This window comes from Nocardia sp. NPDC051463 (genome assembly GCF_040681975.1).
Taxonomy (GTDB): domain Bacteria; phylum Actinomycetota; class Actinomycetes; order Mycobacteriales; family Mycobacteriaceae; genus Nocardia.
In genome coordinates this window covers 13,230-33,613 of record NZ_JBFBAB010000011.1, presented here as the reverse complement: position 1 = coordinate 33,613, position 20,384 = coordinate 13,230, and the positions used below count along the sequence as shown (strand labels likewise).

The 20,384-nt window shown below is 67.6% G+C and carries 15 protein-coding genes and 1 pseudogene; 7 read left to right on the top strand and 9 right to left on the bottom strand.

The window, feature by feature from the left end; translation table 11 throughout:
- Nucleotides 1-73 precede the first annotated feature (73 nt).
- Nucleotides 74-412, bottom strand: a complete 339-nt coding sequence (locus AB0M74_RS16670; protein ID WP_366527123.1) for a DUF1330 domain-containing protein — start codon at nt 410-412, stop codon at nt 74-76.
- A 483-nt stretch (nt 413-895) separates the two neighbouring features.
- Here AB0M74_RS16670 and AB0M74_RS16665 point away from each other — a divergent pair.
- A pseudogene (locus tag AB0M74_RS16665) lies at nt 896-1,326 on the top strand (ABC transporter ATP-binding protein); the annotation flags it as partial.
- A 109-nt stretch (nt 1,327-1,435) separates the two neighbouring features.
- Here the strand turns inward: AB0M74_RS16665 and AB0M74_RS16660 are convergent.
- The 5 genes from AB0M74_RS16660 to AB0M74_RS16640 all read right to left on the bottom strand — a co-directional run bounded on the left by AB0M74_RS16660 (nt 1,436) and on the right by AB0M74_RS16640 (nt 5,621).
- Nucleotides 1,436-1,630: a hypothetical protein gene (locus AB0M74_RS16660; RefSeq protein ID WP_366527122.1), complete on the bottom strand. Its 195-nt coding sequence runs from the start codon at nt 1,628-1,630 to the stop codon at nt 1,436-1,438.
- Between the two features lie 144 nt (nt 1,631-1,774).
- Complete coding sequence (locus tag AB0M74_RS16655) at nt 1,775-3,634, bottom strand: NTP transferase domain-containing protein (protein WP_366527121.1); 1,860 nt, start codon at nt 3,632-3,634, stop codon at nt 1,775-1,777.
- An 83-nt stretch (nt 3,635-3,717) separates the two neighbouring features.
- Nucleotides 3,718-4,467, bottom strand: coding sequence for a VOC family protein (locus tag AB0M74_RS16650; RefSeq protein ID WP_366527120.1), 750 nt, complete (start codon nt 4,465-4,467; stop codon nt 3,718-3,720).
- Nucleotides 4,468-4,518: 51 nt separating this feature from the next.
- Nucleotides 4,519-4,830, bottom strand: a complete 312-nt coding sequence (locus AB0M74_RS16645; protein WP_366527119.1) for an MGMT family protein — start codon at nt 4,828-4,830, stop codon at nt 4,519-4,521.
- 5 nt (nt 4,831-4,835) lie between these two features.
- Nucleotides 4,836-5,621, bottom strand: a complete 786-nt coding sequence (locus AB0M74_RS16640) for an alpha/beta fold hydrolase (RefSeq protein ID WP_366527263.1) — start codon at nt 5,619-5,621, stop codon at nt 4,836-4,838.
- A gap of 88 nt (nt 5,622-5,709) precedes the next feature.
- On the opposite strand from AB0M74_RS16640, the gene AB0M74_RS16635 reads away from it, so the two are divergent.
- Nucleotides 5,710-9,333 carry an ATP-dependent DNA helicase gene (locus AB0M74_RS16635; protein WP_366527262.1) on the top strand — a complete coding sequence of 1,208 codons (3,624 nt, stop codon included), beginning with the start codon at nt 5,710-5,712 and terminating at the stop codon, nt 9,331-9,333.
- A gap of 82 nt (nt 9,334-9,415) precedes the next feature.
- Nucleotides 9,416-13,987 carry a UvrD-helicase domain-containing protein gene (locus tag AB0M74_RS16630; protein ID WP_366527118.1) on the top strand — a complete coding sequence of 1,524 codons (4,572 nt, stop codon included), beginning with the start codon at nt 9,416-9,418 and terminating at the stop codon, nt 13,985-13,987.
- On the opposite strand, the gene AB0M74_RS16625 is transcribed toward AB0M74_RS16630, so the two are convergent.
- The gene (locus AB0M74_RS16625) at nt 13,944-14,354 is read right to left on the bottom strand and encodes a hypothetical protein (protein ID WP_366527117.1); all 411 of its coding nucleotides are present in this window, start codon (nt 14,352-14,354) and stop codon (nt 13,944-13,946) included. The two genes, AB0M74_RS16630 and AB0M74_RS16625, sit on opposite strands and share 44 nt — an antisense overlap.
- 139 nt (nt 14,355-14,493) lie before the next feature.
- Between AB0M74_RS16625 and AB0M74_RS16620 the strand changes: the two genes are divergently transcribed.
- Nucleotides 14,494-15,546 carry an NAD-binding protein gene (locus tag AB0M74_RS16620; protein WP_366527116.1) on the top strand — a complete coding sequence of 351 codons (1,053 nt, stop codon included), beginning with the start codon at nt 14,494-14,496 and terminating at the stop codon, nt 15,544-15,546.
- Nucleotides 15,547-15,608: 62 nt separating this feature from the next.
- Nucleotides 15,609-16,508: an NAD(+) diphosphatase gene (gene nudC / locus AB0M74_RS16615; RefSeq protein WP_366527115.1), complete on the top strand. Its 900-nt coding sequence runs from the start codon at nt 15,609-15,611 to the stop codon at nt 16,506-16,508.
- A gap of 76 nt (nt 16,509-16,584) precedes the next feature.
- On the opposite strand, the gene AB0M74_RS16610 is transcribed toward nudC, so the two are convergent.
- Nucleotides 16,585-16,815, bottom strand: coding sequence for a mycoredoxin (locus AB0M74_RS16610; protein WP_366527261.1), 231 nt, complete (start codon nt 16,813-16,815; stop codon nt 16,585-16,587).
- Between the two features lie 109 nt (nt 16,816-16,924).
- Here AB0M74_RS16610 and AB0M74_RS16605 point away from each other — a divergent pair, with 109 nt between their 5' ends.
- Together AB0M74_RS16605 and AB0M74_RS16600 are read left to right on the top strand one after the other, a co-directional pair.
- Entirely contained in the window at nt 16,925-17,407 is a 483-nt protein-coding gene (locus tag AB0M74_RS16605) for an EVE domain-containing protein (RefSeq protein ID WP_366527114.1), read from the top strand.
- Nucleotides 17,404-17,880 carry a MarR family transcriptional regulator gene (locus AB0M74_RS16600; RefSeq protein WP_366527113.1) on the top strand — a complete coding sequence of 159 codons (477 nt, stop codon included), beginning with the start codon at nt 17,404-17,406 and terminating at the stop codon, nt 17,878-17,880. Before AB0M74_RS16605 ends, AB0M74_RS16600 begins: the two co-directional genes overlap by 4 nt.
- Nucleotides 17,881-18,071: 191 nt before the next feature.
- On the opposite strand, the gene AB0M74_RS16595 is transcribed toward AB0M74_RS16600, so the two are convergent.
- The gene (locus AB0M74_RS16595) at nt 18,072-19,793 is read right to left on the bottom strand and encodes a hypothetical protein (RefSeq protein WP_366527112.1); all 1,722 of its coding nucleotides are present in this window, start codon (nt 19,791-19,793) and stop codon (nt 18,072-18,074) included.
- Nucleotides 19,794-20,384 lie beyond the last annotated feature (591 nt).

Below are 20,384 nucleotides of genomic sequence, written 5' to 3'. Positions count from 1 at the left end.
TCCTTCTAGTCGTGAAGAGTGCTGTTGTGCCTGGTCAACGGTATCCGACCAGGCGCGGTGTCGAAAAATCGGCTCACGCCTGCGCCCGAAGCTTCGCCGCCCGCTCGCGGGGGTCGTAGTTCGGTCCCACACCCTCGATCAGCAGAAGGTCGCCCTCGATGTGGTCGGTGCGCAGATGCAGGATCTCCTGGTACGCGGCAGAGTCGTACCAGGCCTTTGCTTCGGCCATCCCCGGGAACTCGATCAGCACCATACTGCCGGGCCACGAACCTTCCACCACCTCGGTCGGTGGGCCGTGGATGACGAAATGGCCCGCGAAAGGATCGAGGGTCCGCTGGATGCGCTCCAGGTATTCGATGATGTCCGGGTGATTGCGTCGGCTGCGCAGATGGGCGAAACCATAGGCGGGCACGGTCGTATCCTTTCGTTGGACAGCACCGTCACTATCGGACGACTTACCGAACGTATGCCGCGCGGATACGTCGGACAATTACCTCGTAGGTAAATACCGTCGGCAAAGTGCCTACTCGGCAACGAATTCCGCTGCGTGTTGCACCGCCTCGATGGTGGCCTCGGGAACGCGGATCGGGCCGGGGGTGTAAGTCACCGCGTCAGCAGCGGGAAAACCGCATTGGCCCAGGCAGATTCGTCCCAGGCCGTCGCCGGTTCGGCGGCCTTGTCCGGGTACTGTTGCGAAAGGTCGTGCAGCTCGGTCGGATCGGTGCGCAGATCGAACAGCCGGCAGTGCCGGGCATCGATGTCTGCGCCGGGATCGTGCAGAGACAGCAGCTTCCAGGTCGCGGTAGAAGTCGCGGTGTCCTGTCATCTCGGAATATTGTTCGGTGTGCGGGCCTGCGGGTCGCGCAGCAGGTTCGCGGCGGAGACGCCGTCGCGTGCGAAGGTCCGCGATCTGCTGGAATCCGTTCGTCTGCCACGGGACTACACCACACACCGACCGAGTGAGCTCTCCGGCGGCCAGCGGCAACGGTCGCCCTCGCGCGCTCTTGCCCTCGCGCCATGACTGCTGGTGGCCGACGAGCCGACCAGCGCGCTCGATGTCTCGGTCCAGGCTCAGGTCCTCGACCTGTTCGCGGATCTCCGCGCCGGTGCGGCTTCGCCTGCCTGTTCATCAGCCACGATCTCGCCGTCGTGCATCATGTGGCCGACCGGGTCGTGGTGTTGCGTGCCGGATCCGTTGTCGAAAACGGACCGGTGGCAGATGATTTCGCTCGCCCGCGCGAGGGTTACACACATCGATTGCTCGATGCGGTGCCGACTCCGGATCCGACTGTCGCCAGAAAGCCGGTGTATGTCGATTCCGAATAGCTGTTGCGTATCGGTGCGTGCGGCGAAAGTTCGAATTTATCCCCATAATTGAAACGGGCCGCTGATTCCTGCATTGCAGGAACCAGCGGCCCGTTTTACAGGACTTGGATCAGTGCTGCCCCGGCCGCCGATCGATGCGGTTGGGGTCGTGCTCGCCTTGGCGTCGCTGCTGGTCCGGCATCATCTTCTGGCCTTCAGCGCTCCCGCCTGCTCGCGGCATGCCCTGCTCCTGGCGCTGCTGTTGCTGCTGCCGAGGCATCTGCTTGGGCATTTTCTTAGGCGTCTTCTTGGACTTTTCAGCCATCTCCACTCGGTCCTTTCCGGGTGATTAATGTTCGCCTAACAACCACACAATAGCGAGCGGGCATCAATCGCGGAAGGAAAATGCCGATGTGTCGGTCGAATCGTCGCAATTTCGGTGGAAACGGGCGGAAATAGGCGGTCGGAATCAGCTGAGCAGAGGCAGGAATTCGACCTGATCGCCGTCGGTGGCTTCGGTGGGGACGATGACCACGCCGTCGCGGTCGACGAGGCCGCCGAGATGAGTGGTTCGGAAGTGGGCATCACCGTGCCAGCCGCCGCCCTGGTCGATACGGGCCGGGACGATTCGGGGGACCGGGCCCGCGATCTCGGCCGCGTTGTGCAGGGGGCCGGTCAGTGCGCGCCGCGGTGGACTGCCGATGCGGCCGTCGACGAGGGCGGGGGCCAGCGCCATCAAGATGGCGACGGCGGCGAAGGGGTTGCCGGGCAGACCGAGGACGGCGGTACCCGAGGGAAGTTCCGCGACGACGGTGGAACCGCCGGGGCGTAGGCGTAGGCGGTGCACGAGGATCCTCGCGCCGGCACGGGTCAAAGCGCCGCGCAGCTGGTCGGCGGCGCCGCCTCCGGTTGCGCCGACGACCACCAGGACATCACAATCGGTTGCCGCGGTGAGGACTTCGTCGAATCCATTGGGGGTGTCGCGCAGATGGACGCGGGCGATGGTGTGAATGCCGTACCAGGACAACATGTCCGGCAGCACCGGGCCGATGGAGTCGCGGGTCTGGCCGGCACGCAGGGGGCCCCGGCTACGGATTTCGTCACCGGTCATGACGATCCGGGCCCGGACCGGGCCGCGGACCAGCGCTTCGGTCGCCTCTACGCTGGCGGCTGCCGAGATCAGGGTCGCGCTGACCGGGGTGCCTTCGGGTGCGATCAGATCGCCGCGGCCGCGGTCCTCGCCCCTGCGGCGGATGTCCTCGCGCACGGGGGTGTCGGGAAGCCGGTGCAGGGTGTTGTTGTTCGCGTCGATCCTCGCGAACTCGTCCCGCACGACGTGGGTGGTGCCGTCGGGCACGTGCGCGCCGGTGGCGACGCGCACTGCCTCTCCGGTCAGCAACCCGACAGGGCGCTTCCCACCCGCGAAGCCGACATCGCGGCGCAACCGCCACGGGCCGTTACCTGCGACCGCGTAGCCGTCCATCGCCGACACATCGAAGCGTGGTAGCGGGCCGACGGCCGACAACGGCGCGGCCAGTGCCGCGCCGCGGACCGAACGCAGGTCGGCCCGATACGCGGTCAGTCGAGGGATATCGGTGCGCAGCGTGTTTCGCGCCTCGTCGAGAGTCAGTGCCGGGCGCTCCCGGCGCGCCGTGGCGACCATCGAGGTCGGTCGCGCCGGTCCGGCCCCTGCCGACCGGGAGGGCGCGGGCGGGTTCGCCTGCGGCGCAGCGCTCGTGGCGGTCGTGTCGTCCACCGTCCGGGCCGCCGCTCGCGCGCGCCGCACCTGCTCGTCGGTGTCGCAATCGGCTATTCCGGGCATCGCCACGGTCGCCGTATCGGTCGGAACCAGCGCCTTCATCGGCTGATTGACCAGCGAATCCAGCTTCGCGAGGGCTGCGGCGAGCGCCGAGCGTCTCCACACTCCGGTGAGGTACTGCGGCCGCCCGGACTCGTCGGCGGCGAACACCGCGTCCGCGCCGGATTCGGTGGCGTGCCTGATCAAATCGACGACCACCGCCGCGGTCAGGAACGGCATGTCCGCGGCGAGCACCACCACAAGTGGCGACGCGGCGGCGCCGAGCGCCCGCAAGCCCGCGTCGACCGCGGCCACGGGTCCCGACCCCGGCGGGACTTCCCGAACCTGCTGGATCGCGGAGCTCAGCTCCGGCCGCTGCGGCCCGACGACGACGATGCGCACACAGCCTGCGACGGCGGCAAGGGCCGCGTCGAGCATGGATCGGCCGCCGATGACGATGGCAGGTTTGTCCACGCCGCCCATGCGGCTGGCACGTCCGCCCGCGAGGATGATCGCGTCGGCGGCCGTCACAAGCCGAAACCTGGAGCGAGGAACAACATGGCCGACATGCTAATTCGTCGGCACCGCACAACCGCCCAAGCGGGCGCGGTCGATCAGACCGTCGTGTAGCTCGAGGCCGGTCGGAGCAGGCAGAACTCATTGGTCTCCGGATCGGCGAGCACCTGCCCCGGCGCGCCACCGACATCCCCGGTCGAAATCTGGGTCGCGCCCGCCGCGCGGAGCCTGGCGACCTCCTCCGCCTGGTCGTCGGTGGGGAAGGAGGACAGATCCAGGTGTAGTCGATTGCGTCCGCACTTCACATCGGGCGTCCATACGAACTCCAGCCAGGAACCGAGCCCCGTCGCCGAGCGCAGGCCGGCTACCTGCGCGCCTGCGTGTTCCAACGGCCAGCCGGACGCGGCCGACCAGAACTCGGCAAGCCGGACCGGGTTGTGGGTGTCGATGACGATCGCCGCGACCGCGCCGGTGTCCACGTACTCCTCCCTCGGCTCCAGCACACAGAATTCATTGCCCTCCGGATCGGCGAGCACCACCCACGGCACCATCCCCTGGCCGATGTCGATCCGGCGCGCACCGAGCGACAGCGCCCGATCGACTTGCACGCGCTGGTGGTCGATGGAGCGACTGGCGAGGTCGAGGTGGAGGCGGTTCTTCCCGCGCTTCGTGCGCGGCGCGGGCAGGAAGGTCAGGGCCAGCTCGAGGCCGTCGGGGTCGGGGGCCGCGACATCGACTTCGTCGGTGCGGTCCACGGTCACCCCCCAGCCGAGCAACTCGGCCCAGAAGTTCGCGACGAACCGTGGCTGGTCGGCATCGAACACGACACATGCCAGGCGGGTGGACATGACTTCCACGGTAACCGTCGAACGTGGGCGGTGTGCCGGGATTGCGCGGCACTACCCGTTCGGTGTGTCGGGGAAGGTGAAGCGCGCTGCGCGCAGGTCGACTCGCCCGTCACGGATCGTGACACCTTCCTCGGCGAGCAGGCGTAGCTGACGCTCGGCCAGATGCGCGGCCGGCTTGCCGCCTGCCCCGATTACTCGATGCCATGGCAGATCCGCGGCGTCGGTGCGCATGATCCAGCCGACCGTGCGCGGGGTGGAAAGCCCCGCAGCCGCGGCGACGTCACCGTAGGTGGCCACCCGGCCGAGCGGGATCGTCGCGACCAAGGCGCGGACCAGCTCGACCTGGGCATCCGAGGTGGCCATTGTGGTCAGAGCACCGATCGGATCAGCGCCGCCGTCTCGGCGGGCCGGATCTGGGCCACCATGTGGTCGCAGTCCCATTCGAGCAGTGTCAGATTGTCGCCGAGCCGCTCGATCAGGGCGGCACGGAACTCCGGTGTCACGAATGGCGGCACCACCTTCATGGCCTGTACCAGCACCGTCGGCAGATCGCGCGGCGGCAGCACATAGTGTCGCGCGAGCTGACCCCAGTAGGAGTTGACGGCGGGCAGGCTGATCCGCCAGCCGACGCGGCCGTCGGCGGTCGGCATCAGATGCTCGGCCAGTTCCGCGTCCAGCAGGTGCGGGTCCACCTCGCTCCACCCGGTCGCCATCTTGTCTCGACGCGCATGCTCGACGTCGACGTAGTCCGGCGACGCCAGACTCGACACCGCGACGTCCATCAGCAGTTCCGGTTCCAAGGCGATCGCCGAGTCGAGCAACACCAACTTGCGGACCAATTCCGGATGGCTATGGGTGAGGTGCAGCGCACACGCACCGCCGAACGAGTGCGCGACCACCACTACGGGTTCGTCGGTTTCCGCGGCGAGCACTCCGGCCAGATCGGCGACGATGGTCTCGAAATTCCACGGCGGCAGCCCGGTTGAACGGCCATGTCCACGCAGGTCAGGGGCGATGATCCGGACATCGGGCAGGTGTTCGGTTGCGATGGCTTCCCAGCGCTTGCCGTGGCCGACGACGCCGTGCAGGGCCAGGACGACCGGTCCGTCGGCGGGCCCGAAGCGGTGGACATGAAGAGGGGACACGGCATCTATTTTGACGTGTGTCGAAACCCGTCGCAGCCCCAGCCGACCCGGAGCGGCGCAGGGTGTGTCGGTCGCGTCTGTTGCAATAGCCCGCGTGGTGCGATCGGATAGCGCGGTGCGACTTGTTCGCCGAAACGTGGCGGCACCCCGGCCTCGGGTCTGGGGTGCCGATGTTCGCGCGCTGTTGGACGCCCAGGCCGCGATCGGCCCGATCCGCCCGGGATGGCGGCCATGGCAGGTGCTCGGCGGGCCGGGCACCGGCAAGACCACCTTGCTGATCGACCTGGCCGCCGATCGGATCGCCGCGGGAGCCGACCCGGAATCGGTGCTGGTGCTGACCCATTCGAAGCAGGCCGCGAGCGCGCTGCGTGATGCCATCACCGCCCGGCTGACCGGCCCGGGATCCGCCGAACCAGGTGTACCCGGTGCGACGCGCGAGCCGCTGGTGCGCACACTGCACTCCTACGCTTTCTCGGTGTTACGCAGGCACGCCACCGCGCACGGCAACCCGCCGCCACGGTTGCTGACCGGTGCCGAGCAGGATGCCGTGGTTCGCGAGATGCTGCGCGGCGACCTGCTCGATATCGCGGCGGGGGCGACCGGATTGTGGCCCGAGCGGTTACAGCCCGCACTGAGTCTCGGTGGGTTCGCCGAACAGTTGCGCGACCTGATGCTGCGGGCCACCGAGCGCGGGCTCGGGCCGGAGGACCTGGTCCGCCTCGGCCGTGAACATGCTCGGCCGGAGTGGGTGGCGGCGGGCAAATTCGCGGTGCGGTACGAGCAGACGATGCTGCTGCGCTGGTCGGTGGGGGTGGAGGCGCCCGAGGCGACCGCACCCGCACTGGACGCGGCCGAACTCGTCGGCGCCGCCCTCGACGCCTTGGCAAGCGACGTGAACCTGCTTGCTGCGGAACGCTCTCGGATCCGATATCTCCTTGTCGACGACGCCCAGCATCTGGATCCGCAGGCCGCGTTGCTGATTCGAGTGATCGGCAACACCGCGCAGACTGCGGTGATCGCGGGCGACCCGGATCAGGGCATCTTCACCTTCCGTGGTGCGGACACCCGGTTCGTCGCCGACCTCGAGGTGCCGGAGGGGCAGCGAATCATCCTGCGGGACAACCACCGATCCGGCGGTCAGGTGGAACTGGCCGTGGCCAGGATCGCGGCCAAGTTGCCAGGCAGTGCGCCGCAACGGTTGTCGTTGCCGAGGCGCGATACCGAACCGGAAGACGACGGTACCGCGGTGCGAGTCCGGGTGCTGGCAACGCCGGCGAAGGAGGCCGGGCTGATCGCCGACTATTTGCGGCGCGCCCATCTCACGGCGGGCGTGCCGTGGTCGCGCATGGCGGTGATTGTGCGTTCGGTGCCGCTATCGCTGGCACCACTGCGGCGCGCGCTGCTCGCAGCCGGGGTACCGGTGCAGCAACCCGCGCTCGATGCGCCGCTGGCCCGACGACGCGGCGCGGCCTGGATGCTGCTCGCCTTGCGCGCTGTACTCGCGAGCGAGCCGGCCAAGGGTAGTGCGCCACCGACGACCGAGCCGATCTTCTCCGACGAGGATGCGCTCGACCTGGTCGGTGGGCCGCTCGGTGGCGCCGATCAAATCAGTCTGCGCAGGCTGCGGCGTGGGATTCGACGCAGCGTGCTGGAGTCGCAACGGAACGGATCGAAGTCCGGCGTCGGATTCGCGGGAGATGACGACGACAGCGGCCTGCTGGATCGGTCCTCGGCGGAGGTGCTGCGGGATCTGTTGATCGGTAACGCCGACCGCGAGCTCGTCGAGCGGCTGACCGACGTGGAGGCCGCACCGCTGCGCCGGGTCCTCGACGCGTTGGATCGGGCTCGGAAGGCGCGGGGCAAAGGCGCTGGACTCGAAGACGTGATGTGGGCGCTGTGGACCGGGTCGCGACTGGAGCGGCGCTGGGTCGCGCAGTCCGAACGCGGTGGCGCGATCGGGATGCAGGCCGATCGAGACCTCGACGCCGTGGTCGGCCTCTTCGACGCTGCCGCGGCCTATGTCGACCGGCTGCCGCGCGCCGGCATCGAAGGATTCGTCGAATACCTACTGCAACAGGAGATCCCACACGACACGGCCGCGCTGACCGCGCCGGGAGAAGCGGTCGCGCTGCTCAGCGCGCACGCGTCCACGGGTCGGGAGTGGGATGTGGTCGCCGTTGCCGCGGTGCAGGAAGGCATTTGGCCGAATCCGCGTCCGCGCGGCACGTTGCTCGGCAACGAGGATCTGGTCGATGTGACAGCGGGGATCGCTGATGCCGGAGAGCGCGTGAGCCGCGCGGCGCCGATCCTGGCCGAGGAACGCAGGCTGCTGCTGGTGGCATGCAGCAGGGCTCGGCAATCGCTGCTGGTCACTGCGGTGGAATCGGTATCGGGCGACCGTGATCTCGTGCCGTCCCGTTTCCTGGCCGAGCTGCTCGGACACGACGACGACGGTGAACCCGGCGCTCTTCCGGTCGCCGATCCCGGCCGGGCCCTGGTGATGCATTCCCTGGTTGCCGAAATGCGCGGTGTGGTCTGTGATCCCGAGGCAGATCCGGACCGCAGGCGCCGCGCGGCCCACCAATTGGCCCGGCTCGCGAGTGCGGGCATTCGCGGTACGCACCCCGAAGACTGGTACGGCACAGCCGATCTCAGCTCATCACGGTCCCTGTGGAACGAGGACGACGCCGCCGTCGCGCTGTCGCCGTCCACGGTGGAGCTCCTGCGCACCTGCCCACTGCGCTGGGCATTGGAACGCCACGGCGGCACCGATGGTGACAACCCACACGCGGTCAAAGGCAACTTGGTGCACACGCTGGTCCAAGCGCTGGCCGGAAAAGTGCCGGAGGCGCAGGTGCTGGCTGCCCTCGACAAGGCATGGCAGGCTATCGATCCCGGCACCGGCTGGCACTCCCGCCAGGAGTTGCGCCGCACCGAGGCCATGCTCGAGACATTCATGGCCTGGGTCCGCAACACCCGAGGCGAACTCACCCAGGCCGGCGTCGAGATCCCGGTGGACTGCGTATTACCCGCACGCGCTGACGACGAACGCCCCGTCCGCATCCGCGGCCGAGTCGATCGACTGGAACGCGACGCCCTCGGCCGCTTCGTGATCGTCGACGTGAAGACCGGCAAGTCCCCTGTCACCAAACAAGCCGCCGCCGACCACGCCCAACTCGCGACCTACCAGGTGGCCGCGGCGATGGGTGCGCTCGACCCGACCATGGGCACGCCGGATGACAACCGACACGGTGAATCGGGTGGCTTCGACACCGAAATCCGAGGTGTCAGCCCTGAATCCCGCTCTCCCGCCCTCGAATCGAGGCGCGCCACCACTGAATCCTGGAGCGTGCCCGACGATGCAGAACTCGGCACGGGCGAACCAGGGGGACCGGGCGGTATGGCCGGTGTCGGCGCTGGAGTTCGGATGTCTTCTGCTGACCTGGGTGGCGCCGGTGTGCGTGGTGGCATGCGGACGGAGCCCGGTGGGGCACGGCTGGTCTACGTCGCCAAGCCGAGCAGCAAGGAAGGCGCGACCCAGCGCATGCAGTTGCCGCTGGATGCCGAAGCCCTCGAGAATTGGCGCGGCACCATTCACGACGCGGCGGCGGCCACCCAGGGGCCGAGCTACCTCGCCATGCGCAACGATGGCTGCAGGCACTGCTCGGTCGCGGGCAGCTGCCCGGTTCAGGACACCGGGAGGCAGGTGACCGACGAGTGAGGGAGTACCTCGAGCGCGACGATCGGGCCGTCGGCGCTGGAGCTTCAGCGGCTGCGGTGCCGCGTGGTCGCGAGGCGCAGTCGTGAGTCGGGTCACGCCGTATCGGTTGGCGGAGGCGCTCGGTTTGCCGCCGCCAACCGATGAGCAGGCTGCGGTGATCGCGGCTGCGCCGGGGCCGACGCTGGTGGTGGCCGGTGCGGGTGCGGGCAAGACCGAGACCATGGCCGCCAGGGTGGTGTGGATGGTGGCCAATCGGCTGGTGCTGCCCGATGAGGTGCTCGGGTTGACCTTTACCCGAAAAGCCGCACAGCAGTTGACCTCTCGCATTCGTACGCGGTTGGCCAGGCTGGCAGGGTCGCCGCTGTTGCGCGATCTGGATGTCAGTGGCGAATTGCGCGCGCAGTTGGCCGGCGCCGAGCCGGAGATCAGCACCTATCACTCATATGCGGGCAGGCTGCTCACCGAACATGGACTGTTGCTTCCGGTGGAACCCGCGGCGACGCTGCTCACCGAAACCCAGCTCTGGCAGCTCGCGCACCAGGTGGTGCGCAATTGGGACGGTGACCTGGATACCGAGCGCACCCCGGTGTCGGTGACCGAGGCGGTGCTCGCGCTGTCCGGACAGCTCGCCGAGCACCTGGTGGAACCCGAACAGCTGGCCGAAGCACATACCGAACTCGAAAAACTGGTATTCACGCTGCCCGCAGGGCCGCGCCAGCGCGGCGGACCGAGCCAGACGCTGCTCAATATCGTTCAGGTACAACGCGAACGCGTCGCACTCCTGCCGCTGGTTCAGCAACTGGCCGAGGCGCTGCGCCGGCGCGGCGCCCTGGACTTCGGCGCCCAGATGTCCCTGGCCGCCCGCCTCGCCGCAGAGCACCCCGAGGTCGCGGCCGCCGAACGGGCCCGCTTCCGTCTGGTCCTGCTCGACGAATACCAGGACACCGGCCACGCCCAACGCGTCCTGCTCTCCGCATTGTTCGGTGGCACACCACCTGCCGAGCAACAGCGCCAACCCGATCGAGCCTCGACAACTGCCGCACGTCCAACCGCCGTCGAGCCACCCCGCCGTGCCCAGTTTCCAGCGACCGAGCCGTCCACGAACTTCGAGCCCGCATCGGATCTTGCCCGGTCCGCGAACTTCGAGCCCGCATCGGATCTTGCCCCGCCCACGAACTTCGAGCCCTCGGCGTACCTTGCACCCGCTCCGGATTTCGAGCCACCGCCGGATTTCGAGCCACCGCCGGATTTCGAGGCTCCTCCGGATCTCGAGCCGCCACGGGATTTCGACCCGTCGCAGCATCGGGGCCGGCTACCGCGCTCGGGTGACCGGCAACGCTCCGGTGCAGCGTCGGACCTCAGTCTGCCGCCAGGCCCCGGACTGCCATCGGACTCGGCTGACGGGACGGGCTCAACTGAGTCGGACTCGAGCGAGCGGTCGTCCGGTGGCGACGCGTCGGGCACCGATGCCACCGTGGGCTCGGCCTGGTACTCGCAAGCGCGGTCGAACCGGAGCGCGCGATCCAGCTCGGATGTCCAGCCGAGCGCCGATATGAAGTCGCACTCGAGTGGGCACCCCGACGCGGATGCCAGGTCGGGCACAGGTGCGACGTCAGGCTCGAACGCAGGGTCGGCCTCCAGCCCGCCAGCGTACGCGGGCCGGCCTGCGGTCTCTGATCATCGTTCGAGCGTGAGCCAGCGGTCGGATGGCGATCAGCGGTCTGCCGCTGTCGCGTATACCCGGCCGAGTACGTCCGAAAATATAGACAGCTCCTCCTTATTCGTGCACGCCAGTCAGGTCGGGCAGCGATTGGCGGTGACGGCCGTCGGTGATCCGATGCAATCGATCTATGGCTGGCGCGGCGCTTCCGCGGCCAACCTGCCCCGGTTCGCGACCGACTTTCCCACTGCCCCCGGTGTTCCCGCGCCGACTCTGCCGCTGTTGACCAGCTGGCGTAATCCGCCGGAGGCGCTCGCCTTGGCGAACCTGGTCGCGGAGCCGTTGCGGCGCAGCGCGATCGATGCGGGTGGGGTGACCGTCGACGCCTTGCGCGCGAAACCTGATGCGGAGTCGGGCGTCGTGGCATTGGCATTGACCGAAACCGTCGCCGACGAACGGGACTGGGTGGCGGTCCGGATTGCCGATGAATGGGCGGTGCGTCGAGCCGCCGACGAACCGCCGCCCACCTCTGCGGTGCTCGTTCGACGTAACGCCGACGCGGCCCCGCTCGCGGAAGCTCTTCGCGAGCAGGGAATTCCGGTGGAGATCGTCGGTCTCGGTGGGTTGCTCGCGACACCGGAAGTAGCCGATATCGTCGCGACACTGCGCCTGATCGCCGAACCGGGCGCGGGCAGTGCCGCGATGCGGGTGCTCACCGGCGCGCGCTGGCGGATCGGCGTCGCGGACATCGCGGCGCTCGCTCGTCGCGCCCGCGACCTATCGATCAGCCGACTTACCACGGGCGAGGCCAACGAGATCACCGATTCGACCACCCTTGCCGCGGCGCTGCGCGAGGTGGCGCCGGAACCGTCCGAACAGGCCGGATTGGCCGATGCGATCGCCGATCCCGGTCCGCAGGAACAGTATTCGGAGTCGGGATTCACGCGGATCGTCGCGCTCGGCAGGGAGCTCGCCGCACTGCGGGAGCGCAGCGGCCAGCCGCTCGCGGAACTGGTCGCCGACGTCGAACGCACCATCGGGGTCGGTGTGGAGACTCAGGCCAGGCGGGCGATGGCGGGTGCAGGAGCCGGGCGCGAGCATCTCGATGCCTTCGCCGAGGTGGTCGCGGGATATGCCAGCGATTCAGGAGCGTCGTTGAGCGGGTTGCTCGCCTTCCTCGCCGCGGCCGAATCGGTGGAGAACGGTTTGGAACCGGGTGAGGTCGAGGTGGCCCGCGATCGCGTGCAGGTGCTCACCGTGCATGCCGCGAAGGGGCTCGAATGGGAGATCGTCGCCGTCCCGCACGTGGCGCGCGGTGTGTTTCCGTCCGGAGCAGCCTCGGGTAGCTGGCTCGGCGCGCTTGCCGAACTGCCGACCACCTTGCGTGGCGATCGCCACCAGGACGACGCCACCGAAGGCGTTCCGGTCCTCGACCTGTCGGATCTCTACGACCGCGCCGATCTGGACCGCGCGATCAAGGTGCACAAAGAAGCTCTCGACCGCCGACGCCTCGATGAGGACCGCCGCCTGTTCTACGTCGCACTCACGAGAACCGAACGGGTTCTACTTGTTTCGGCCCACCACTGGGCCGAGACCGGCACCACCCCCAAGGGCCCGTCGGATTTTCTCCTCGAACTCAAAAACGCCGGCGAGTCCCCCGACAGCCCGGCCAACGGCGCCGTCGAGATCGACCGCTGGGACGACCCGCCCGCCGTCGACGCCGTCAACCCCTTCACCGATAACCCGGCCACCGCCGAGTGGCCCCGCGACCCACTCGGCAACCGTCGCGATCCCATCGAGCAAGGCGCGGCACTGGTCCGCGCCGCCCTGGAAGAGCTACTCGTACAAAGGGAATCGGCATCCGCCACAGCCACAGTCGAGCCCGTGCAGCTCCAACTGATGGCGGAGTTCGATGCTTCGGACGACATAGCAGTGATAGTAGGCGGACCCACCGACACGCAAGCTTTGTCCGATGCCGATGCCGATGCCGATGCCGATGCCGATGCCGATGCCGATGCCGATGCCAGCCGCCCGAAACAGGCTGGAGTGGAAGACGATCCCGGCCGCGGGACCCGGCCCGGGTCCGATGGGGGTTCCGACGGCCGAAAGCAGGCCGACCGTGACTCCGACGGCCGAGAGGTCGTTGCCGACCGCGGCCCCAACGACCCGAAACCGACCGCAGCCGTCCGTGCCCCCGGCGACCCGGACCGGACCGGAGCCGACGGCGACCCCGACGGCCCGGACCCGACCGGCGTGGACAACGACCCCGACGGCTGGGCCGCCGACGTCGATGCCCTCCTTGCCGAACACGAAGCGGCTCGCGCGATTGCACAGGTGGTGGAACTGCCGGGGCAGATCGCGGCGACCGCACTCGTCGAGATGCGCGCCGATCCTACGAAACTCGCTGCGCGCCTGCGCCGTCCGCTCCCGTTCCCGCCGAATCCCTTGGCGCGCCGCGGCACCGCTTTCCACGCCTGGGTGCAGCGGTGGTTCGGTGCCGATCGGCTACTCGGCCTCGACGAGCTACCGGGCGCCGCCGATAGCAGCGCCGCCGACGCGGGCGTTGACGTGGAATTGACCAGGATGCAGGACGCATTCCTGAACTCGCCATGGGCGCACCGCAGCCCGCTCGAGGTGGAGATCCCGTTCGAAACCTCCATCGCCGGCACTGTCATCCGCGGCCGGATGGACGCGGTGTTCGCCGAGCCGGGCGGCCGTTGGATAGTGGTGGACTGGAAGACCGGCGCCGAGCCGGGTGCCGCCGAGGAATCCGCGGTCGCAATGCAGTTGGCGGTGTATCGGCTGGCCTGGGCGCGGCTGATGGCGGCGCGTGCCGGTGGCACCGAGCGGGAGATGCTCGACCGGGTCGGCGCCGCTTTCCATTACGTGCGCTCCGGACGCACCATCGCGCCGGTCGCGCTGCCCGGCCCCGACGAATTGGCCGAGCTGATCAGGAGCGCCGCGCCCGTCGGCTCACCTTCAGCGACTGAGTGATCAGCGGCAACTGCAGCGGCAGTCGCAGCACCGTCCCGATCTTGAATGCCCGCGGCGACTGGGGATTGCCGAGCACGTCGGCGGCCATCTGCACATTCGCGGGGAACACGACGATGAACAGCAGCGCCGCGAGCCGACCCCCGAAGCCACGGGTGCGTGGCAGCGCGAGCGCGGCGGCGACGGTCAGTTCGGCGACACCGGAGGCGTAGGTGTAATCGCGGGCCCGGCCCGGCAGCGCGCGCGGCACGATCGAATCGAACGGCTTCGGCCACACGAAGTGCAATACGCCGGATCCGAACAGCAGCGCCGCGAGCATCAGTGCGGGCCGTCGGCCGGTGTCGTGCGGGACGAGAGTGCTATCTGCCACGCCTCACCCTTGCATTCGTCTCCTGTTCGAGTCGAGAACAGGCATCGCAGCGCTGACCGGGTAGGCTCCCGTGCTGTGCCGGAGGGACAAGGAGAGCCGGGGACAGCGATCTCGGCGCGCAACAGGGTGGGTGATTCCGGTGCTCGGTGATCGAGTCAGGCCAGGAGTGTCCGACCACCCGGATTTCGCGCTGGTGGGTGTGTTGCGCATTCCGGAAATACAGACGAGTCCATGGATTTCGCTGTCGCGCCGGGTGGCCTTCGCGATCGCGCTGCTGTTCAGCGCGGCGCTGGTGGTCTATCTGGGTCGCGACGGATACCACGACAATTCCGGTGACGAGCTGTCGTTCCTCGACGCGTTCTATTACGCGACGGTGTCGCTGTCCACCACCGGATACGGCGATATCGCTCCGGTGACGGCAGAGGCGCGGCTGGCCAACATTGTCATCATCACTCCGCTGCGCATTCTCTTCCTCATCGTGCTCGTCGGAACCACACTCGGGGTGCTGACCGAACGCTCCCGGCAGGCATTCAAGATTCAGCGTTGGAGGCGCAGCGTGCGTAATCACACCGTGGTCGTCGGATACGGCACGAAGGGTCGCACCGCGATCGACGCCATGATCGGCGACGGCGTGCAGGCCAGCGACATCGTCGTGGTCGACACCGATGTCGTCGCGCTGGAGGCCGCCGCCAGTGCCGGGCTGGTGACGGTGCACGGCTCGGCCACCCAATCAGATGTGCTCCGGCTGGCCGGCGCGCAGAATGCGGCGGCGGTCGTGGTCGCCACCAACCGGGACGACACGGCTGTCCTCGTGACGCTCACCGCTCGCGAGCTCAATAAGGCGGCCAAGATCGCAGTGGCTATCCGCGAGGCCGAAAACACCCATCTGCTGCGCCAATCCGGCGCGGACTCGGTGGTGGTGTCTTCGGAGACCGCGGGCAGGCTGCTCGGTATCTCCACCACGACGCCGACCGTCGTGGAAATGATGGAGGACCTGCTCACCCCCGAACAGGGTTTCGCGGTCGCAGAACGCGAGGTAGAGGCCTCCGAGATCGGCGGCTCGCCGAGGCATCTCAGCGACATCGTGCTCGGTGTTGTGCGCGGCGGCGAGCTGATCCGGGTCGGCGAGCCCGAAGTCGACGCCATCGAGGCCGGTGACAAATTGCTCTACATTCGTCGCGTGTCCAAGTGACATCGCCTGCGCCCGGTACCTGCGCGAGAACCGGCGTTTCCGGCGGCAGCTAGTCTCGAAGCGTGGCATTTCAGCTCAATGATGTTCCGTTGCTGTCCCGTACCGTCGTCGATCGAGCCGAAGAGGTCAGGGCCGATGCGCAGGCGTTGAAAGAGGGCTGGGCCGAGGCCAAGCTGCTACGGGTGAACCGGCGGGGTCAGGTCAAATTCGAGGACGGCGCGCTGGTGCTGGATTCGGCGATCGAACTCGCCGCGGAGCCGAGCCCCGAGGCGGTGTTCCTCGGTATCGACGAAGGCATCCACTTATGGGCGGTGCGCGATCCCGAGGTGACCGGGTCGCTGACCGACCTGCGTGCCATGGCAGGCGGGGTGGACGATTTCACCGCCGGCCTGCTTTCCAGCGCTATCGCCTTGCTGAACTGGCATGACAAGGCCGGTTTCAACAGCGCCGACGGCACTGTCACGGTCTCGGCCAAAGGCGGCTGGTCGCGGGTCACCGAGTCCGGATACGAGGAATTCCCGCGCATCGATCCCGCGGTCATCTGCCTCATCCACGATGGCGGCGACCGGGTGCTGTTGGCCCGTCAGCACAGCTGGCCGCAGTCGTTGTTCTCGCTGTTGGCCGGTTTCGTCGAGGCGGGCGAGTCGCTGGAACGCTGTGTCGAGCGCGAGATGCTCGAGGAGGTCGGGCTCGATGTGCGCGACATCCACTATCTCGGCAGCCAGCCGTGGCCGTTCCCGCGCTCGCTGATGCTCGGCTTTGCCGCGGTGGCCGATCCCGAACAGCCACTGGTCTTTTCCGACGGTGAGATCGCCGAGGCACACTGGTTCACCCGCGCCGAGGTGCGCGAGGCGCTGACGGCAGGGGATTGGTCGGCCAAGACCGAGGACACGCGACTGCTGCTGCCCGGCTCGATCTCCATCGCCCGCACCATTGTCGAATCCTGGGCAGCGCTCGACTGACCACGCGTGCCAAGCGGGCGAATCCGCGCGGGCCGCATTCGGTCCGCGCGGATGTGCTATTCGGATCTATGGTCGGTCAGGCGATTGCGGCAAGTGCCGACTTGACCGTGGCGAGCGACGGGTTGGTCGCGGTGGAGCCGTCGGCGAACTTCACCGTCGGCACCACATGGTTGCCGTTGTTGACACTGCCGACGAATTCGGCCGATGTCGGGTCTTGTTCGATGTCGATCTCGACGTAGGTGATACCGGCCTCGTCCAGCTGGGTCTTCAGCCTGCGGCAATAACCGCACCAGGTGGTCGAGTACATCGTCAGGTCAGGCGTCGCGTCAGTCACGGATCGTGCAACGTCCGGTGGTGCGTTCCTGTTCCATCGGTCGGCGCTTGCGCGCTATTTAATAAGCGCGCATAGTAAAAGTATGGCAAGTATCGATACAGCTCGATCCGGCACGCCGACCAGGTACTGGCTCGGCGTCGTTTCCAGAGAACATGTCCGCCGCGGGGTCGAGCTGGGCATCGCGCAGGCCAACCACGGCAAGCGGTCCGCGGTCGAGCGGTTGAGCCCCGGCGACGGGTTCGTCTATTACTCGCCGCGCGAAGGGATGCGAGCGGGCACGCCGATCCGTGCGTTCACCGCCCTCGGCACCGTCGACGACCGGCCGGTGTGGCAGGCCGACCCGCAGCAGATCCCCGACGGCGGCTGTTTCCAGCCGTGGCGCCGGTCGGTGAGCTACCGGACCGAGGCACAGGAAGTCCCAATCGAGAGCCTGCGCGCCGAACTGGAGCTCACCAGCGTGCCGAATTGGGGAATGGTGCTGCGTCGTGGGTTGATAGAACTCAGTGCGCACGATTACGCGTTGATCGCACACGCCATGCTCGACGGCGTCGAGGGAGGCAAATGAGTGCGGACCGATCCGACAACGGCCTGCGCAGCAGGTTCGCGGAGGCCGACGAAAGCCCGGGGCTCTTGCTCTGGCAAGTGACCAACCGCTGGCAGGCGGCTCAGCGCGCGGCCCTGGCTCCATTCGACCTCACCCACGTCCAGTTCGTCCTGCTTGCGTCGCTGACCTACCTGGCCACCCGCGAAGAAGCGCCGGTCATGCAGCGCGACCTCGCCGACCATGCCGCTACCGACCCGATGATGACCTCACAAGTCCTACGCACGCTGGAACAGAAGGGCCTCATCGAACGCCGCGATCATCCGCACGACCGCAGGGCAAAGGCGCTGGTGCCGACCCAGACCGGCGTGACGCTGGCCAATCGGGCCCTGGTCGCGGTCGAGAACTGCGACAGCGAATTCTTCGCTCCGCTCGGCGTGGACGGGCGTGCCTTCGCGGGTGCGCTCACCCAACTGCGCGACCGCGCGACCCCCTGACCTCGGGTAGCCGCGGTCTCTATTCGTCGAGGCGCGGCACGGCACCTCCAGTCGAGAGGCCGGGTAGAGCGCCGGACACCGCGCTAAGTCGCCGAGCGGGGGCGTGGGCAGCAGCGGTGTGACTGGCCCGACGCCTCCGGCTGTTCGATCGAATGGGGGCTGCGGCCCGACTGTGCGGGAACCCGGGCGGGCTAGATCGGTAGTGCGCCGCGGCGTGGCCGGTGTCGTAGGTGTGCTGGTACGGCGAGCACTCCCGTGCCCTGGACGTGAGTGTGTGGGCCGAGAGCTTCGAGGTTGACCGACAACCGCCGCGATGCTCCTCGGGCGCCGAAGACCAGGTCTTGGATGGTGCTTGCCGAGTCGAGTTCGTCTTCGTCATCCGGCAGGTAGCGTTCGTGGTCGTGCTTTTGCAGCGTGGCCACGTATGCCTCGACGCGATCGTTGTCCGCCGGTGCGGTGTGTGTCTCGTATCGGTGGCCGTTGGTTTCCAGCCATGCGTACAGTCGGTCGAGCGGTGCGGTCGGGTCGATCTCGTCGGATCGACGGATCCGTACATCGCCGGATGATACGCAGTGCATGCGGATGTCGCCGTCCTGTGCGAGACACCATTGGCTCCAGCATTCTCCCGGCGCGTAGCTGTCGGGTCGTTGTTCGAACCACTGTGCTGTTCCGAATCGAAGGCTCAATTGCTCCATGCGCATGTACATTTCGAGTCGCTGCTGTTCGAGGGGTGTGTCCAGTGCGGCGGGCAGGGTCTTGGTCTTGTGGAACACCAATGTCCAGCCGTCGAGTGCCGGGGTGACGAACACCTGGTGGTAGAAATCTCGGAGGTAGGCATCCCTGGTGGCTTCGGCGTTCCACTCGGCGAAGCCGTGCACGCCTGCCCAGGTCTCGAGGTACATGGTCATGGGGTGTGTCCGCTGCCATGGCGTGAATCGCAAGGGGGCGAATCCCATTCGCAGGGTCACGGGAACCGGGTCGCGCAGGTCGAGGGCGTCCAGGACGGCGTTCTGATCGGTGGTCGGCAGCGCGTACCACGATCCGGATAGACATGCGAAGTCCAGTGTTTCGGGTGTTTCGGCCTGCTGTTTGCTTCGGATCAACCGCTCCAGCGTCATCAGGTCGCGGGAAGGTAGCAGGTGCCACCCGAATTCGGCCAGCATGGCGAGGGCTCCGCGCCGCACCTTCCGGTCTGCTCGTGGTATCGACCGCAAGGTATCGACCACGCCGAGCCCGAACACCATCAGTGACTTCATTGTCTGCTGGCGGACCTCGTCGAGCGAACTCCCCAGCAGTGTCACGACAATGGGAAGATGCCGGCACTCGTGTATGGCGACGTCGTCATAGGACTCCGGGCAGAATGTGCACGAGACGAGCGTCGCAGACGAGTGGTCCGGCAGGAACTCGGGTGCGCGAGTGTCGGCCGGGAGCCCGAGCGCGACCCAGAGCCGTTCGCGCAAACCATCCTTCGGTGCTTGCGCGAGAGCGCGGACTAGGTCGTTGAATGGCGTCGGCTCGCGGAGCATCTCGATGCAGTCCGGCCAGGTGTAGTCGAAATGCTCATCCGCCAGCAGTTCCATCACGACCTCGGTGAACCGACCCCGCACTGTGTGCGACCGCCATGTTCGGCGGCGGACCTCCGGATCGGTGTCGGTCAGCACCCTCCGGAACTGTTCTGCATCGAAACGCGTGATCACGAGTGCGAGGAGGTTGTCTCGATTCCGTTCGTCGACAACTCGATCCAGGGCATCCCAAATCTGTTGTCGCATGTTCGGATCTGCGGCACCGGCCTGTTCGCGCACTTCGTCGAGCAGCGCTGCCACCTCGCCTTTGTCCAGGCGCCACCACTCGTCGGGGCTCAACGACTGTCCGGCCAGCAATGTTTGCAACCTGTCCAGGCCCGCTGTCTCCACTGCCGCAACCTAGCAGCAGAAACTGGGCCGATGGTGCCCATGGCTGGCTGCACCGGGATATCGCGCCGGCCCTCGGGGTGCGGGTGGTGATCGTCGCTGTCGGGTCCCGCGGCTGGGTGGCTCCGACCAACCTCATCGGCAGCCGAGCCGAGCACCGACAAGCCCGACCCCCAACCGGAATCGCCGAATCACGCTCTACCGGGTGGGCATCCCAAATTTCGTTGGATTTCGGCGATTACTCCGGACCCAGGCCCCCAGGTTTACTTGGCGGATTCGTACACGATCACGGGCCGTGAACTCGCGCCGCCGGATTCCCCCTCCGGACTCACCCTCGCGATCGCCACCAGCAGTCACCTCACCCTCTGGAACCGACGAAGCCTCAACATCCACACGTGACCATGCAGTTCGGATCGAGGGCCGATAGCCCTTGCCGCCGAGCTCCGCCACCAACAGCTGGGAACCGCCCATGCATAGCTGGGAGTCGCACATCACCAACCGACGGCGACAAATAGCCTGATCAAGTGACAGATATCCGGAACAACCACCTGTCGGCCTCGTCGCGCCGTTGGCAGGCGGCGGTCTTGTCGGTCG